The 16,697-nt window shown below is 66.8% G+C and carries 18 protein-coding genes; 17 read left to right on the forward strand and 1 reads right to left on the reverse strand.

What is annotated here, in order from left to right; genetic code table 11:
- Nucleotides 1–215 precede the first annotated feature (215 nt).
- The 5 genes from FX134_RS13440 to FX134_RS13460 all read left to right on the forward strand — a co-directional run bounded on the left by FX134_RS13440 (nt 216) and on the right by FX134_RS13460 (nt 8,849).
- Nucleotides 216–1,949: an FAD-binding protein gene (locus tag FX134_RS13440; protein WP_080803001.1), complete on the forward strand. Its 1,734-nt coding sequence runs from the start codon at nt 216–218 to the stop codon at nt 1,947–1,949.
- Complete coding sequence (cgr1, locus tag FX134_RS13445; protein ID WP_080803004.1) at nt 1,942–2,598, forward strand: cytochrome c-type protein Cgr1; 657 nt, start codon at nt 1,942–1,944, stop codon at nt 2,596–2,598. Before FX134_RS13440 ends, cgr1 begins: the two co-directional genes overlap by 8 nt.
- A 124-nt stretch (nt 2,599–2,722) precedes the next feature.
- Complete coding sequence (locus FX134_RS13450) at nt 2,723–3,424, forward strand: ABC transporter ATP-binding protein (protein WP_080803007.1); 702 nt, start codon at nt 2,723–2,725, stop codon at nt 3,422–3,424.
- 10 nt (nt 3,425–3,434) lie between these two features.
- Nucleotides 3,435–6,965, forward strand: a complete 3,531-nt coding sequence (locus FX134_RS13455; protein ID WP_080803010.1) for an ABC transporter permease — start codon at nt 3,435–3,437, stop codon at nt 6,963–6,965.
- 588 nt (nt 6,966–7,553) lie between these two features.
- Entirely contained in the window at nt 7,554–8,849 is a 1,296-nt protein-coding gene (locus tag FX134_RS13460) for a trigger factor (RefSeq protein WP_080803013.1), read from the forward strand.
- 16 nt (nt 8,850–8,865) lie between these two features.
- Here FX134_RS13460 and FX134_RS13465 read toward each other — a convergent pair whose 3' ends face one another.
- Nucleotides 8,866–10,914, reverse strand: a complete 2,049-nt coding sequence (locus FX134_RS13465) for a putative bifunctional diguanylate cyclase/phosphodiesterase (RefSeq protein ID WP_172623495.1) — start codon at nt 10,912–10,914, stop codon at nt 8,866–8,868.
- A gap of 281 nt (nt 10,915–11,195) precedes the next feature.
- Between FX134_RS13465 and rplB the strand changes: the two genes are divergently transcribed.
- The 12 genes from rplB to rpsH all read left to right on the forward strand — a co-directional run bounded on the left by rplB (nt 11,196) and on the right by rpsH (nt 16,690).
- Nucleotides 11,196–12,026, forward strand: coding sequence for a 50S ribosomal protein L2 (gene rplB / locus FX134_RS13470; RefSeq protein ID WP_080803019.1), 831 nt, complete (start codon nt 11,196–11,198; stop codon nt 12,024–12,026).
- Between the two features lie 23 nt (nt 12,027–12,049).
- Nucleotides 12,050–12,325 carry a 30S ribosomal protein S19 gene (gene rpsS, locus FX134_RS13475; RefSeq protein WP_080803022.1) on the forward strand — a complete coding sequence of 92 codons (276 nt, stop codon included), beginning with the start codon at nt 12,050–12,052 and terminating at the stop codon, nt 12,323–12,325.
- A 13-nt stretch (nt 12,326–12,338) separates the two neighbouring features.
- Nucleotides 12,339–12,680, forward strand: a complete 342-nt coding sequence (gene rplV / locus FX134_RS13480) for a 50S ribosomal protein L22 (protein ID WP_080803025.1) — start codon at nt 12,339–12,341, stop codon at nt 12,678–12,680.
- Between the two features lie 5 nt (nt 12,681–12,685).
- Nucleotides 12,686–13,399 carry a 30S ribosomal protein S3 gene (rpsC, locus tag FX134_RS13485; RefSeq protein WP_080803028.1) on the forward strand — a complete coding sequence of 238 codons (714 nt, stop codon included), beginning with the start codon at nt 12,686–12,688 and terminating at the stop codon, nt 13,397–13,399.
- Nucleotides 13,400–13,822, forward strand: a complete 423-nt coding sequence (gene rplP / locus FX134_RS13490) for a 50S ribosomal protein L16 (protein WP_080803031.1) — start codon at nt 13,400–13,402, stop codon at nt 13,820–13,822.
- Entirely contained in the window at nt 13,823–14,017 is a 195-nt protein-coding gene (rpmC, locus tag FX134_RS13495) for a 50S ribosomal protein L29 (protein ID WP_080803034.1), read from the forward strand. It begins immediately after the preceding gene.
- Nucleotides 14,018–14,047: 30 nt separating this feature from the next.
- Nucleotides 14,048–14,308 (forward strand): 30S ribosomal protein S17, encoded by a 261-nt coding sequence (gene rpsQ, locus FX134_RS13500; protein ID WP_080803037.1) that lies wholly within the window; start codon nt 14,048–14,050, stop codon nt 14,306–14,308.
- Nucleotides 14,309–14,358: 50 nt separating this feature from the next.
- The gene (gene rplN / locus FX134_RS13505) at nt 14,359–14,727 is read left to right on the forward strand and encodes a 50S ribosomal protein L14 (RefSeq protein ID WP_080803039.1); all 369 of its coding nucleotides are present in this window, start codon (nt 14,359–14,361) and stop codon (nt 14,725–14,727) included.
- Nucleotides 14,728–14,740: 13 nt separating this feature from the next.
- Entirely contained in the window at nt 14,741–15,061 is a 321-nt protein-coding gene (gene rplX, locus FX134_RS13510; RefSeq protein WP_080803042.1) for a 50S ribosomal protein L24, read from the forward strand.
- Nucleotides 15,062–15,330: 269 nt separating this feature from the next.
- Complete coding sequence (gene rplE, locus FX134_RS13515; RefSeq protein ID WP_080803046.1) at nt 15,331–15,888, forward strand: 50S ribosomal protein L5; 558 nt, start codon at nt 15,331–15,333, stop codon at nt 15,886–15,888.
- Between the two features lie 111 nt (nt 15,889–15,999).
- A complete protein-coding gene (locus tag FX134_RS13520) occupies nt 16,000–16,185 on the forward strand; it encodes a type Z 30S ribosomal protein S14 (protein WP_041239446.1) in 186 nt (61 codons plus the stop codon).
- A 106-nt stretch (nt 16,186–16,291) separates the two neighbouring features.
- On the forward strand, nt 16,292–16,690 hold the full coding sequence (gene rpsH / locus FX134_RS13525; RefSeq protein ID WP_080803049.1) for a 30S ribosomal protein S8: 399 nt from the start codon (nt 16,292–16,294) through the stop codon (nt 16,688–16,690).
- Nucleotides 16,691–16,697 lie beyond the last annotated feature (7 nt).

A 16,697-nucleotide genomic window follows, 5' to 3' on the forward strand; every position in this document is an offset into this window, starting at 1 on the left:
CAAGTATAACGCCCCTGATGGCGAACCTCCCCACATGCTCGATGTGGGGAGGCGCCCAGCTGCGCGATTTTCCGCATTCCCGATAAACCGCATCCGCGATGTGGGGCATGCCGCCGCCCCGCGCCCTATGCTGCGGTTCGTGAACGGACGGACTTGGGCGGCTGCTCGCGCAGGTCCGTCTCAGATGCGAGAGCGAAGCGAGCAAGGAGGAAGACATGAATCAGGCGAAAGCAGGTGGGAGCCTGACGCGTCGGCGGTTCCTGCAAGCCGGCATGCTGGCTGGGGCGGGGACGTTGGTGGGAGGCGCGCTCGGAGGCTGCGCGCCGAAGGCACCGGAGACGCCCGACGCAAACGCGCAGGTGCGGGAGGCGCGCACGTATTGGCTCGGCGAGGAGCCCGCCGTCGCAGAGGGCGACATCGCGATCGAGGAAACCACCGAGCTCCTCATCATCGGCGCGGGCAACGCGGGCATGGTGGCGGCCGCCACGGCGTGCGACCTGGAGCTCGATTTCATCGTGGCCGATAAGGGCGAATGCGTGGGCGACACGCGCGAGTACCTGGGCGCGGTGAACACGAAGTACTCCCTCGAGGTCGCCGAGCCGGTGGACGAGCTGCAGCTGATGAACGAGCTCACGCGCTACGCCTCGGGTCGCGTAGACCAGCGCGTCATCAAAACGTGGCTCGAGGAGGGCAAGGAGCTGGTCGAATGGCTGACTCCCCTCATGGAGGAGGCCGGCAAGACGCTGGGCGTCACGCCGATGGAGCCCGACCATCCCGCCGGCGGCACGTACTACCTGGCCCCCACCACCGAGCACTTCTACCTGCCCACCTACGAGTACCCCATGCGTAACGACATCCTGGAGATGCGCATCCAGAAGGCGGGCCGCGAGGTGTCCTACCTCCACGACCTCGTGCGCCTCGAACATGCCGACGGCAAGGTGACCGGCGCGCTGTTCCAGACGCCCGCAGGCCTCAAGCGCATCACGGCCACCAAGGGCACGCTGCTCGCCACCGGCGGCTACGCAGCGAATTCCGAGATGGTGCAGGCCAACCTGCCGCTTATCGAGCGCTGCTGCACGGCGGCCAGCTACAGCCCGCGCTGCGACGGCTATGGCCTGCGTGCGGGGCTGTGGGCCGGAGGCGCCAAGGACGTGAACGGCGCGCCCGTCATCTTCGACCGCGGCGCGGTGAAGCCCGGCGTCGACTGCGGGTACAAGGTCGACCGCGACGGCAATCGCCACTTCCCGGGCACGGTGTACCAGCTCAACGTGGGAAGCCAGCCCTTCCTCAAGGTGAACCGCAAGGGCGAGCGCTTCGTGAACGAATCGCTGCCCTACGACACCCTGTGCAACGCTGCAAGCTACCAGCCGGGCGGCGTGTGGTGCCAGATCTTCGACGCCAACGCGCCCGAGGACATCCTGCGCTTCGGCACCACGGGATGCGCCGCCTACACCACGGCCTTCATCCAGATGGGCATGCCGCTTGACGACTTCCTTGCCATGGACGGCGGCACGGGCCTTATGTGCAGGGCCGACTCGCTCGAGGAGCTGGCAGCGCAGCTGGGCTTCGAGGGCGAGGGCGCGCAGCGGCTCATGGACACCATCAAGCGCTACAACGAGCTGGCGGCGGCCGGCGAGGATGCCGACTACGGCAAGGAGCCGCACCGACTGTCCTCCATCGCCAAGCCCCCGTTCTACGGCTGCTGGTTCGGCGGGGCGCTGCTCACCACGCTCGACGGTTTGCGCATCAATGCCGACATGCAGGTGCTCGACGCGAACGACCGCGTGATCGAAGGCCTGTACGCAGCGGGCGACGTGTCGGGATGCTTCTTCTCCGACAACTATCCCGAGTACATCGTGGCGTGCGCGTGCGGGCGCACGTGCACGGAGGGCCGCCATGTGGCGCGCCTTCTGGCCGGCGACCTGAAGAAGGAGGCTTCCCATGCATGATGAGCGAAACGAGGGCGCGAGCGCCCCGAAGCGGCGCGGACGCAAGGTTGCGGTCGCCATCGGCGTCGTGGCCGCAGTGTTGATAGCCGCCGGAGCGGGATTCGCGGTCTGGCACGAGCAGCCCGGCTTCTGCGGGGCCATCTGCCACACCCCGATGGACGGCTACCTTGCCACTTACGAGGCCGATTCGTCGGGTTCGGCCTCCGACAAGTGGGGCAACGAGGTGGCCGATGCGTCCTCCATGCTGGCTTCGACGCACGCGGGATACGGCAAGACGTGCCTCGACTGCCACGAGCCTACGCTGGCGCAACAGGTGGGCGAGGGCGCAAGCTGGGTCACGGGGGGCTACGAGTTCCCGCTCGCCGAGCGCACGCTGGGGCAGCTCGCGGCTGAGGCGAGCAAGAGCGCAGACGGGTTCTGCCTCAACGAGAGCTGCCACAACCTCACGCGCGAGGACCTTGTCGAGCGCACGGTCGACATGGGCGTGTACAACCCGCATCTGTCCCATCACGAGGAGCTGGAATGCGGCACCTGCCACAAGGCCCATCGCGCCTCGGTCATGTACTGCAGCCAGTGCCACGCATCTGCCGTCGTGCCCGAAGGCTGGCTCTCCGCCGACGAGGCCAACCAGCTCACGGACGTGGGGTGAGCGCGGGGCCGTCTCGCGCCAGGCAAGGTAACCCTTTGTGAAAGCGCCCTGTTCAAGAGGGCGCTTTCGTGTATCATGAGGGAAAGGCCGGCAGACATCAGGAAGAGGCGAAGGAGGCGGACCCGTGGCGTTCGTGGAGTTTCGCGACGTGCGGAAGGTATACCGCATGGGCGAGGTCGAGGTGGCCGCCGTCGACGGCATGACGTTCGACATCGAGCGCGGCGAGCTCGTCGTGGTCGTGGGCCCCTCGGGCGCGGGCAAGACGACGCTGCTCAACATGCTCGGCGGCATGGACTCCTGCTCGTCGGGCTCCATCGTGCTCGACGGCCGCGAGGTGAGCGCGTTCGGCAGCAAGGAGCTCACCTACTACCGCCGCTACGACATCGGCTTCGTTTTCCAATTCTACAACCTCGTGCAGAACCTCACGGCGCTCGAGAACGTGGAGCTGGCCAGCCAGATCTGCAAGGATCCCCTCGACGCGGCCGAAGTGCTGGGGCAGGTGGGCCTGGGGCACCGCCTCGACAACTTCCCGGCGCAGCTCTCCGGCGGCGAGCAGCAGCGCGTGGCCATCGCCCGCGCGCTCGCGAAGAACCCCAAGCTGCTCCTGTGCGACGAGCCCACCGGCGCGCTCGACGATCAGACGGGCAAGGCCATCCTGAAGCTTCTGCAGGACACGTGCTACGACACCGGCAAGACGGTCGTGCTCATCACGCACAACTCCGCCTTCACCGCCATTGCCGACCGCGTCGTCCGCGTCCGCGGGGGCCGTGCGGCAAGCGTCGAGGTCAACGACGCGCCCGCCTCCGCCGACACGCTCGAATGGTGACCGAGGGCCTGTGGGCGGCGCGTTCAACAAAGAGCTCCTCCGGTCGATCACCCACTCGCTCGGGCGCTTTTTGGCCATCGCGGCCATCGTGGCGCTCGGCACCGGGTTCTACGCCGGCTTGCGCATGACCGCGCCCGACATGAAGACCGCGGCCGACGCGTACTACGACGGCACCGCGCTCATGGACGTGCGCGTCCTCTCCACCCTCGGCCTCACCGACGCCGACATCGCGGCGCTGCGCGACGTGGAGGGCGTGCAAGCCGTCATGCCCGCCTACGAGGCCGACGTCATGATCGAGGTGGCGGGCGAGCAGTACGCCACGCGCGTGCACTCGCTGCCGGACGCGGCGCGCGCCTCCGACACCTCCGACGGCATCCATGCACGCTCGGACGATCCGGACTATCTGAACCGCCCCCTTCTCGTGGAGGGCGCCTGGCCCGAGCGCGAGGGCGAATGCGTGCTCTCGGCCGACCTTGTGGCGGCGCAGGACGCGCGCGTAGGCGATGCCGTGCGCATCGTCGAGGAGGCCGAGGGTATGGAGGACGCCCTGGTCGCGGACGAGTACACGGTCGTCGGCTTCGTGAGCGCGCCGTACTACGCCACATCCTCGAGCCTGGGCGCCACCTCGCTCGGCAGCGGGTCCATTACGCAGTACATGTACGTGCCCGAGGACGACTTCTCGGCCGACCTGCCCTTCACCGAGGCGTTCCTCGCCGTGACGGGCGCGGCGGACGTGCGCGCGGGCAGCGCCGCCTACGACGAGCGCGTGGCCGAGGTGACCGACCGCATCGAGGCCCTCGCCCCCAAGCGCGAGAAAGCCCGCGCCGACGGCCTGCGCGCCGACGCCCAGGCCGAGCTCGACGACGCGCGCGCCGACTACGAGAAGCAGAAGGCCGATGCCGAATCGCAGCTGGCCGCTGCGTTGCAGCAGCTCGACGACGCGAAGGCCCAGCTCGACGACGCGGCCGCCGCCATCGCCGACAACGAGCGGAAGCTCGCCGACGCGCAGGCCCAGTACGACGACGGGGCGGCCCAGCTGGCGACCCAGCGGGCGAATGCCCAGCAGCAGCTGGCCGCCGCCGAGCAGCAGGCGGCCGACGGCCGTGCGCAGGTGGACGCGGCGCGACCCGCCATCGAGGAGGGCGCCTCGCAGCTGGCCGCCGCGCAGGCGGAGTGGCAGGCCCAGGCCGATGCGCTCGCGCAGGCGCGGGCCGAATGGCAGCAGAACTCCGACGCGTTCGAGGCGGGCGTCGCGCAGCTGCAAGACGGCATCGCGAAGGCGCAGGCGGGCATCGAGGCCCTGCAGAAGCAGATCGACGAGCTCGATCCGGCGACGGACGCCGACCTCATCGCCGAGCTCGTCCGGCAGCAGGGCGAGCTCGCGGCGCAGAAGCAGGCGCTCGAGGGGCAGCTGGCCGCGCTCGAGCAGCAGCGCCCCGCCCTCGAGGAGGCCAAGCGGCAGCTCGACGAGGCCCAAACCGCGCTCGACGCCGGCAAACAGGAGCTCGATGCGCAGCAGATGGCCTTCAACGAGAAGAAGGCGGCCTTCGATGCCGCCGTCGCGCAGGTTGAGCAGGGTGAGGCCGACCTCGCCGCCGCGCGCTCGCAGGCCGACTCCCAGCTTGCGGCCGCGCAGCAGCAGCTCGACGACGCCGCCGCGCAGATCGCGAGCGGCCGCGAGCAGCTGGCGCAGGGCAAGGCCGACTACGAGAGCGGCCTGGCGGACTACGAGAGCGGTCTGGCCGAATACGAGGCGCAGAAGGCCGACGCCGACGAGCAGCTGGCCGACGCCGCCCGCCAGCTCGACGATGCGCAGCGCCAGATCGACGGCATCGAGAACCCCGAGTGGTACGTCATGGATCGCACCGCCAACTACGGCGTGGCCAGCTTCGACGCCGACGCCGACCGCGTGGACAGCATCGCGGCCGTGTTCCCGTTCATCTTCTTCCTCGTGGCCGCGCTCGTGGCGCTCACCACCATGACGCGCATGGTGGAGGAGGAACGTCTGCTCATCGGCACGTTCAAGGCGCTCGGCTACAGCCGGCGGCGCATCGCCTCGAAGTACCTCGCCTACGCGGCCGCGGCCAGCGTGGCCGGCAGCCTGGTGGGCATCGGCATCCTGTCGCAGGTGCTGCCCGCCGTCATCATGAAGGCCTACGCCATCATCTACTTCGTGCCCGCCCAACCGCTGCCCCTGCCCATCGACTGGGGGCTCGCAACGCTGGCGGGCGGCCTCGGCGTGGGCGTGACGCTCGTGGCCACGGCCGCGGCCGCCGGGGCTACGCTGCGCGAGCGGCCGGCCACGCTCATGCTGCCGCGTGCGCCGAAGGCGGGCAAGCGCATCCTGCTTGAGCGCGTGGGGCCCGTGTGGCGGCGCCTGTCGTTCTCGTGGAAGGTGACGTTCCGCAACCTCTTCCGCTACAAGAAGCGCTTCGTGATGACCGTCATCGGCATCGCGGGCTGCACGGCGCTTCTGCTCACGGGGCTCGGGCTCTCCGACGCCATCAACGACATCATCGATAACCAGTTCGGCACCATCACCAAGTACAACGCCATGATCTCGGTGGAGGAGGACCTGCCGCGCGCCTCCCGGGAAGAGCTCGACGACCTTCTGGACGATTCCCGCTACGTGAGCGCGCACATGCGGGCCGAGCGCCTGAACATGATGGCGAGCGGCCCCGATGACGCCGACGTGCACGTGCAGGTCATCGTGCCCGAGGAACCCTCGCGCCTGGACGAGTTCGTGCTCATGCGCACGCGCGTAGGCCACGAGCCCATCGAGCTCGGCAACGCCGGCGTCGTCTTGAGCGAGAAGCTGGCCGACCAGCTGGGCGTGGCCGTGGGCGGCGACGTGCGGCTCACCGAGCAGGACGCCATCGGCAACGCGACGGGCTCGCCGCACGAGGCCGAGGCTACCGGCATCATGGAGAACTACATCTACAACTACGTGTTCATCGGGCCCGACCGCTACGACGAGCTCATGGGCGCCCGCCCGCCGTTCACCACCGTCCTCGCCGTCACCACCACCGACCCCGACGCGCGCGCCCAGCTCACCGAGAAGCTCGGCGCCATCGAGGGCGTGAAGACGGTCGCCTACAACGACGAGACCATCGAGGCCTACCGCGACATGCTCTCCAGCGTGAACATGATCGTGGTGGTGCTCGTGGTTGCCGCGGCCGCGCTCGCGTTCATCGTGCTGTACAACCTCACGAACATCAACATCACCGAGCGCATGCGCGAGATCGCCACCCTCAAGGTGCTCGGCTTCACGCCGCGCGAGGTGGACGCCTACATCTACCGCGAGACGGCGCTGCTCTCCGTCATCGGCAGCCTGGTCGGGCTCGTGTTCGGCGTGTGGATGGAGGGCTTCGTCGTGGTCACCGCCGAGGTGGACCAGGTCATGTTCGGCCGCGTCATCCACCCGGCCAGCTTCGCGATCGCGTTTCTGCTCACGATGCTGTTCACCGTGCTCGTGATGCTGGCCATGCGCCGCAAACTCGCCCGCATCGACATGGTGGAGAGCCTCAAGTCGAACGAGTGACGCCTGGGGGGCGGGGCCGCTCGCACCTTGGCGGCAAAAAGAAGGGTTCAACCTGGGGCTTCCTTTGTCATCCTGAGCGGAGCGCCGAAGGCGCGGAGTCGAAGGATCCCGCGCGGCGCCAGCAGTTGATATATGCGCCAGAGCATCATGGACAGAATCGAAGGTTGTGGGAACGAAACCGGGCCTTGAAGCTGCCCCAACCTCTTCGCACGCACTGTTCCCCCAGTTCGCTATCGGAGCGTTCGCGCATGCCGCGTCAGTCGTTCCCATAACCTTCGATTCTGTCCATAAGAGGGTGGTGGTGTTTGGACGTTGTGGACAAAATCGGCCTTCGGGACTGAAATTCTGCGCGGTTCGACGCCGTGAACTGACAAAACCCCTGGTGGCAGAATCTCGTCCCAGAGGTTTCTGCTTCAAAATCAGTCCCGAAGGCCGATCTTGTCCATGATGCTGCGAGTTATATATCGAAGGGCGACGCCGCCCGCTGCGGCAGTTGATTCCGTGTGCCGAACGCGCGCCGCGGGGCCCGGCGCGTTCCCGGTGCGCTACAATAGCGCATCAATGAGTGAAGACAGATAGGGGACCCCCATGAAAGTGACTGAGAAGAAGCTCGACGACGGCCGTATCCTGCTCGAGGCCGTCGCGTCCACCGCCGAGGTGAGCCATGCGCTCACGATGGCGCACTACGGCTTCGCGCAGCAGATGAACCTCCAGGTCATGCCCGGCCAGACGGTGGCCCAGGCCGCCGAGGCGCAGATGGGCATCAAGGACCTCGACGCCATCGTGGCGCAGCAGGCCGTGGAGTACCTCGCGCCGTTCGCCATCGACAAGCGCAACATCGTGCCGGCCTACCCGCCCACGCCCGCTCACGCGGCGCCCCTCAAGCGCGGTCAGACGTTCTCGTTCGAGCTGCGCGTCGCGCCCAAGCCCGACTACGAGCTGACCTCCTACGACCCGGTCACCATCACGGTGCCGCCGCTCGAGATCGAAGAGGCCGAGGTTGAGGCCCAGCTCGCGCAGATAGCCGACAGCTACGCCGAGTTCGTCTCCGACGAGCCGCATCCGGTGCGCGCCGGCGACAGCATGCTGCTCGCGCTCGAGGCGTCCCAGAACGGAGAGAAGCTCGACAACCTGTCCACCGAGGGGCGCACCTACCTCACCGGCATGGGCCTCATGCCCGACAGCTTCGAGCAGCAGCTCATCGGCATGGAGGTGGGCGAGACCAAGTCGTTCTCGTTCGACGTGCCCGGCGCCGGCGAGAACGGCGCGGACGGCACGTTCGACTGCACCGTCACCGTCAAGGAGATGCAGAAGAAGGTCGTCCCCGAAATCGACGACGAGTGGGTGGCCAAGAACCTGCCCATGTACCGCGACGCGGCCGCCCTGCGCGGCGGCATCGCCGATCGCCTCGGCGCGGAGCGCACGGCGCAGTACGAGTCCTACAAGCTGCAGATGGCCGCCGCCGAGCTGGGGAAGCGCTTCAAGGGTCGCATCGAGGACGCCGTCTACGAGGCCATGCAGAAGACGCTCGTCACCAACCTGCGCGGCCAGCTGGCCCAGCAGGGCATCCCCTTCGAGCAGTTCGTGCAGAGCCAGGGCGGCGAGCAGCAGTTCGGCATGCTCATGATGATGCAGACGCGCGAGATGCTCGTGCAGGGCTACGCGCTCGACGCGCTGTTCCGCCACGAGAAGATGGCCGTCACCGAGGAGGACCTCGACGCGGCCGCCCGCGGCATGAACCCGCAGAACCCCAAGGCGGCCCGCCGCGAGATGGAGGAGAGCGGCCGCGGCTTCGCCCTGCGCGAGGCCGCCGAGCGCATCAAGGCCAACCAGTGGCTGCTCGACCACGCGGAGGTCATCGTGGAGGAGCCGCCCGCGAAGTAGCCCCGCGCGCCTCCGCTCAGAGAGCCCCTTCGGCGTCCGCCTCGCTCCGCGCGATGGCGGACGCCGCCTCGTCGGGCGGCAGCGGGCGCGAGAACAGGTAGCCCTGCATGAGCTCGCATCCGGAGCGGCCCAGCATCTCGCGCTGCCGCTCGGTCTCCACCCCCTCGCAGAGCACCTTCGTCCCGAGGCACGAGAAGCCGGCGATGAGGTGCTCGAGCATCCCCAGCAGCTCCTGCATCCCCTGACCGGCCGAAGCCGACCACAATATGCTCTTGTCCAGCTTCACGATGTCCACCGGAAGGCTCAGGATGGTGGAGAAGTTGGAGAACCCCGTGCCGAAGTCGTCCAGGTAGAAGCGCACGCCCTGCTCGCGCAGCCGCCTCATGAACGCGTGCACCGCCTCCGGGTTCGCCACGATGGCGCTCTCCGTGAGCTCGATGCGCAGACACGACGGCGGGATGCCGTGGCGCTCGACGACGCCGAGCACCTCGTCGGCCAAATCCTCCTGCATGAACTGCACGGCCGAGAAGTTCACGGACACGCCGCGGAACGCCGTGTCCGGATGCGCGTCGCGGTAGGCGCGCACGAACGCGCAGGAGCGGTCGAGCACGAAGGCGGTGAGGTCGGTGATGAGCCCCTCCTTCTCTGCGACGGGGATGAACTCCTCGGGCGAGACGGGCCCCATCTCCCCGTCGGCGAGGCGGCAGAGCGCCTCGGCTGCGACGAAGCGCCCCTCCTCCTCCGACCAGATGGGCTGGAAATGCACCGAGAGGCCCCCGTCGGCCACGGCGGCGCGCACGACGGCGGTGAGGTCGCTGCGCCGGTGGATGGCGTCCATCATCTCGGGCGTGCACGCGCAGGGCACGTTCGGGCCGAGCTCCTTCGAGCACGCCGTCGTGTACTCGAGCGCCGCCACCACCTCGTCGGGCGTGCGCGCGATGGCGGGGTAGGCCACCACGCCGATGGCCGTCGACACGTTGTAGGACGTCCCTCCCACGCGCCACGCCTCATCGAGCCGCGCGCGCAGCGTCTCGAGCACGTCGGCCGCCGTCTCGCGCGCCGTCTCCCCGGAGCGCGCGGGCGCCTCGTCCACGATGAGGGCGAACTGGTCGCCGCTGTAGCGGAAGACCCGCACGCCGCCGCCGAGCCCCTCGAGGAACCCGGCGAACCCGCGCAAAAACCGGTCGCCGCTCTCGTGGCCGAAGCGGTCGTTCACGAACTTGAAGCTCGACAGCGACACGAGCGCCGCCGTGAAGGGCTGCTGCGCGCCGTGCATGAGCGACACCATCGAGAGGAACTCCTGGCGGTTCGGCACGCCCGTGAGCAGGTCCACCGACAGGCGCTTGTTCTGCAGGTACAGGTAGATGATGAGCAGCGAGCACGCCGCGGCCGACCCCGACAGCAGGTAGGTGGGGAAGGCCTGCTGCACGGCGATCACGGCCACGGCGATGAGCGGGAACACGGCCAGGATGCGCTTGATGCTCGGATCGATGGGCACCCGCGTGAACACGACCAGCACGAAGCAGGTGATGCAGTAGAAGTAGAACACGAGGTAGGTGGTAAGCACGAGCGGGCCCTGCTGGTAGACGCCCGCCGCATCGAAGGAGAACAGGCAGCCGGTGGGGATGTCGACGAGCGCGCAGACCAGGTACAGGACGCAGGGCAGGGTGCTCACCGCGATCCTCCACGCCGCAACGGGGCGCGCCTCGCTCACCACCGCCACGGCGTAGTAGAAGTACGCGGCGCCCAGAAGCGGCGTGAGCACGAAGTACACCCACGTGACGACCCAGGTGAGGGGCACGAGCTGCGCAGGCGCGTAGGCTATCATCAGCGTGGAGGCCAGATTCGCGCCGATGGCGCAGATGGTGGTGACGAGGCAGATCCTGAACAGCCGGTTCTTGCGCGAGGGAACGGCGTGGCTCTTGCGCGAGTACACCATGATGATGCATACGATGATGAAGGCGATGACCTCCGCAGAAACGTTCCACTTCATGCCGAACCCGCCCGTCTCGCGATCCTGCCCGTCGAACGCGCCGCGCCCCCGGCGCGGCAGCATCGCGTCCATTGTAACGCACTCCCGCCTCCGCGCAGGGCTGAGCGGCCGAGCTTGTGTGCAGGTTGTGTCACGAACGGCCATCAGGAAATTCTTCTTGAACCCCTCGTGATTTCTGTCTATAATTCTCGGTTGCGTCTGGTCATTGATGGATACACCCGGACGCGTGGCAAGCCGGAGTCGCAGGGGCCAAGCCTCCCCAGGGTTCCAAGCGGCAATCGGCGCCACGAAGAGACGAAGGGTTTCCGGGGTACGGAGAGGCGTGCGAGCGGGAACCCGAAGAAAGGAAGAACATGGGAGTCAAGCAGTACAAGCCGACCAGCCCCGGCCGACGCTTCCAGACGGTCTCGGACTTCTCCGAGATCACGACGGACAAGCCGGAGAAGTCCCTGCTTGCGCCGCTGTCGAACAAGGCAGGGCGCAACAACAACGGCCGCATCACCACCCGCCACCAGGGCGGCGGCAACAAGCGCCGTTACCGCATCATCGACTTCAAGCGCAACAAGGACGGCGTCCCCGCGAAGGTCGCCACCATCGAGTACGACCCGAACCGCTCGGCCCGCATCGCCCTGCTGAACTACGCTGACGGCGAGAAGCGCTACATCCTTCATCCGAAGGGCCTGCGCGTGGGCGACACCGTCGTGAGCGGCCCCGAGGCCGACATCAAGGCGGGCAACGCGCTGCCGCTGGCCAACATCCCCGTCGGCACGCTCATCCACGCCGTGGAGCTCCAGCCGGGCAAGGGCGCCGCTATCGCCCGCTCCGCCGGCACGAGCATCCAGCTCATGGGCAAGGAGGGCAACTACGCCATCCTGCGCATGCCGTCCTCCGAGATGCGCCGCGTGCTCGTCACGTGCCGCGCCACGGTGGGCGAGGTCGGCAACGCCGAGCACTCCAACATCAAGGTGGGCAAGGCCGGCCGCAACCGCTGGAAGGGCATCCGCCCCTCCGTCCGCGGCACCGTCATGAACCCGGTCGACCACCCGCACGGCGGCGGCGAGGGCAAGAACAAGTCCGCCGGCCGTCACCCGGTCACTCCGTGGGGCGTTCCCACGAAGGGCCATCGCACCCGCAATCCCAAGAAGGCTTCGAGCCGCTTGATCATCCGCCGTCGCAAGAAGTAGCGCGAGCACGATAAGGAGTAATAGTGAGTAGAAGTTTGAAGAAGGGTCCTTTCGTTGAACCGCGCCTTCTTGATCGCATCGAGAAGATGAACGCGGCGGGCGAGAAGAACGTCGTCAAGACCTGGTCGCGCTCGAGCACCATCTTCCCGGACATGGTGGGACACACCATTGCCGTGCATGATGGCCGCAAGCACGTGCCGGTGTACGTCACCGAGTCCATGGTGGGCCACAAGCTGGGCGAGTTCGCCCCCACCCGCACGTTCAAGGGACATTCCGCCGATAAGGGCAAGAAGCGATAAGAAGGGGTGAACAATGGAAGCTAAAGCAACCGCACGCTACGTCCGCGTTTCGCCCCGCAAGGCGCGCATCGTCATCGACCTGATCCGCGGCAAGTCCGTGCCCGCCGCTCGCGAGATCCTGCAGTTCTCGGACCGCGCCATCGCGGAGGTGGTGGCCAAGGTGCTGAACTCCGCCGTGGCCAACGCCGAGAACCTGCACCACGTGCGCCCGGAGACGCTCGTCGTGAAGACGGCCTTCGCCGATGAGGGCCCCACGCTCAAGCGCATCCGTCCGCGCGCCAAGGGCTCCGCGTCGCGCATCCGCAAGCGCACGAGCCACATCACGATCATCGTTGCACCGCGAGAGGAGGCATAAGCCGCATGGGTCAGAAAGTAAGCCCCACCGGGTTCCGCCTTGGCATCACCGAGGATTGGCGCAGCCGCTGGTACGCCGACAAAGATTACGCCAAGAACCTGGAAAACGACTTGGCCATCAGGAAGTTTTTGGACAAGCAGCTCGCCCGTGCCGCCGTCTCCAAGGTCGAGATCGAGCGCGCCGGCGACAAGATCAAGATCATCGTCACCACGGCCCGTCCGGGCGTCGTGATCGGCAAGAAGGGCGCCGAGATCGACTCTCTGCGCAAGAAGCTGGAGAAGGTGGCCAACGGCCCGGTGTCCATCGAGGTCATCGAGGTCAAGCGCCCCGAGCTCGACGCCGCGCTCATCGCGCAGTCCGTCGCCGAGCAGCTCGAGGGCCGCGTGGCCTTCCGCCGCGCCATGCGCAAGGCGGTCCAGTCCGCCCGCAAGAGCGGCGCCAAGGGCATCCGCATCCAGTGCTCCGGCCGCCTCGGCGGCGCGGAGATGAGCCGCCGCGAGTGGTACCGCGAGGGTCGCGTGCCGCTGCACACGCTGCGTGCGAAGATCGACTACGGTTTCGCCACCGCCGCCACCACGATGGGCTCCATCGGCGTGCAGGTGTGGGTGTACCACGGCGAAGTGCTCCCCGGCCAGAAGGCGCCCCAGCCGGCACTCGAGGGCACGTCCCGCCCCAGCCGTCCCCGTCGCAACGATCGTAACGATAGGAGGGCAAAGTAAATGCTCGTACCTAAGCGCGTCAAGCACCGCAAGGTGCAGCGTGGTTCCATGAAGGGCAAGGCCAAAGGCGGCACCCGGCTGAACCACGGCTCCTACGGCATCCAGGCGCTCGAAGCCCACTGGATCACCAACCGCCAGATCGAGGCCGCTCGTATCGCCATGACCCGCCACATGAAGCGTGGCGGCAAGGTGTGGATCACGATCTTCCCCGACAAGCCGATCACGCAGAAGCCGGCTGAGACCCGCATGGGTTCCGGCAAGGGCAACCCCGAGGCATGGGTCGCGGTCGTCAAGCCCGGCCGCATCATGTTCGAGATCGACGGCGTCGACGAAGCCACCGCCAAGGAAGCGCTCCGTCTCGCCATCAACAAGTTGCCCATCAAGTGCAAGATTGTTTCTCGTGAAACGGAAGGGCAGGAATAAATGAAAGCAGCAGAGATCCGTGAGCTGTCTGCCGACGATTTGCAGGCGAAGCTCAAGGAAGCGCGCGCGGAGCTTTTCAACCTGCGCTTCCAGATGGCCACGAGCCAGCTTGACAACACCGCCCGCGTGAAGCAGGTCAAAAAGGACATCGCCCGCATCCAGACCGAGATGCGCGCCCGCGAGCTGAACGCTTAAGGCCTGACGGTCGAGGAAGGTTGAATATACATGAGTGAAGATCGCAACTCCCGCAAGGTCCGTCAGGGCGTCGTCGTGAGCGCCGCCAACGACAAGACCTGCGTCGTGCAAGTCAAGGAGCGCAAGCCGCATCCGGTGTACGGCAAGATGATGACCACCAGCAAGAAGTTCCACGCCCACGACGAGAACAACGAGGCCGGCGTCGGCGACACCGTCCAGATCATGGAGACGCGTCCGCTGTCGAAGATGAAGCGCTGGCGTTTGGTGAAGATCGTCGAGAAGGCCAAGTAGCCTGACGGGCATCCCGCTCAGACTACCGAGATGAAAGTTGGGTTGAAGCAATGATTCAGATGCAAACCATGCTCGCAGTGGCCGATAACTCCGGCGCTCGCAAGGTGCAGTGCATCAAGGTCCTCGGCGGCTCCAAGCGCCGTTACGCAGGACTGGGCGATGTCATCATCTGCAGCGTTAAAGAAGCCGCGCCGAACACCAACGTGAAGAAGGGCGATGTCGTCCGCTGCGTGGTCGTTCGCGTGAAGAAGGAAGTTCGTCGCGCCGACGGCAGCTACATCAAGTTCGACCAGAACGCCGCCGTGCTCATCGACGCCAACGGCGCACCGCGCGGCACGCGCATCTTCGGGCCCGTGGCCCGCGAGCTGCGCGACAAGAAGTACATGAAGATCGTGTCCCTGGCACCTGAGACGCTCTAAGGGGGTGTGCGCAATGAACAGCATGAATGTCAAAAAGGGCGATAAGGTCAAGGTTCTTGCCGGCAAGGACAAGGGCAAGGAGGGCATCGTCCTGCGCGCCCTTCCGCAGAAGCAGCGCGTCGTCGTCGAGAAGGTGAACGTGGTCAAGAAGGCCCTTCGCCCCACCCAGCAGAACCCGCAGGGCGGCATCTCGTCGGTGGAGGCTCCCATCCACGTGTCCAACGTGATGCTGGTGTGCCCCGAGTGCAAGCAGGCCTCCCGCGTCAGCAAGCGCGTCAACGACGAGGGCAAGAAGGTCCGCGTCTGCAAGAAGTGCGGCAAGGATATCGATTAGTTGGTTCCGTCGGCCTGACGGCCGACGGAACGGGTCGACGCTGCGGCCGGCTGCGGCACCCCGCCTTCGCACGATCACGAAGGCTCACGTACCGAAGTACGCTTCGCCTTCGCGATCCCGCGAATTCGGGGCACCGCAACCGCCCTCGCTGACTCTACGAACGACCAGCGAAACAGCGATCGATGCACTATAATGACCCCTGCCGCTTCGGCGGTAAGGGACGCAGGGTCGGAAATCCTGCGTTTAATTCATCGAAAGGAAACAAGCGAATGACTGCTCCTCGCCTGAAGGAAAAGTACAACAGCGAGATCGTCGCCAAGCTCGAGTCGGAGCTGGGCGTCAAGAACGTCAACGAGGTCCCGCGCATCGAGAAGATCGTGGTGAACATGGGCGTCGGCGCCGCCGCCGCCGACCACAAGCTGCTCGACGCCGCCATGGCCGACCTGCGCATCATCACGGGCCAGCAGCCGGCTATCACCCGCGCCCGGAAGTCCATCGCGGGCTTCCATGTGCGCGAGGGCCAGCCCATCGGCTGCAAGGTCACGCTGCGCGGCGACCGCATGTGGGAGTTCCTCGACCGCCTGCTGGCCACGGCGCTGCCCCGCGTGCGCGACTTCCGCGGCATCTCGCCGACCAGCTTCGACGGCCGCGGCAACTACACGCTCGGCATCACCGAGCAGCTCATCTTCCCGGAGATCGACTACGACAAGATCGATCGCACGCGCGGCATGGACATCACGTTCGTGACGACGGCCGAGAACAACGACGACGCCTTCGCGCTGCTCAGCGCGCTGGGCTTCCCGTTCAAGGACAAGGACAAGGACTAGCCCCGACCTACGCCCGCCCAAGGTCGCGCGTCGTGCGCGGCCTGCGCTGAAAGTGCACTCGAGCCCGCCGGAGAAAGCCCGGCGGGTTGGATACGAGAAAGAAGGATTTGCATGGCTAAGAAATCGATGATCGCCAAGGCCAAGCGCGAGCCGAAGTTCTCGACGCGCCAGCACAACCGCTGCACGCGTTGCGGACGTCCCCGCGCCTACTACCGCAAGTTCGGCCTGTGCCGCGTCTGCTTGCGCGAGTTGGCCAACAAAGGCGAACTGCCCGGCGTGACCAAGTCTTCGTGGTAAGCCACACGACCGAATCACGCGGGTGTGCCACGGTTCAGGCGGAGGCGTTACGGGCGCCGACGAACCGGACCTGCAGGCTCATCACGGACCAAAGGAGAAAACAATCATGACCATGACCGACCCCATCGCAGACATGCTTACGCGCGTGCGTAACGCTCACTCTGCCGGCAAGGCGACGGTTTCCATGCCGTCGAGCAAGAAGCTTGTCGAGATCGCCCGCATCATGCAGGAAGAGGGCTACGTGCAGGGCTACGACGTCGTCGAGGGCGAGCCCCGCGCGACGCTCGAGATCACGCTCAAGTACGGCGACAAGAAGGCCAAGACCATCCGCGGCATCAAGCGCATCTCGAAGCCCGGCCTGCGCATCTACGCCGGCAAGGACGAGCTGCCCCGCGTGCTCGGCGGCCTCGGCACGGCCATCATCTCGACAAGCAACGGCGTCATGACCGATCGCGATGCCCGTAAAAAGGGCATCGGCGGCGAAGTCATCGCCTACATCTGGTAGGAAAGGG

Source organism: Arabiibacter massiliensis (assembly GCF_902386925.1).
Lineage (GTDB): Bacteria > Actinomycetota > Coriobacteriia > Coriobacteriales > Eggerthellaceae > Arabiibacter > Arabiibacter massiliensis.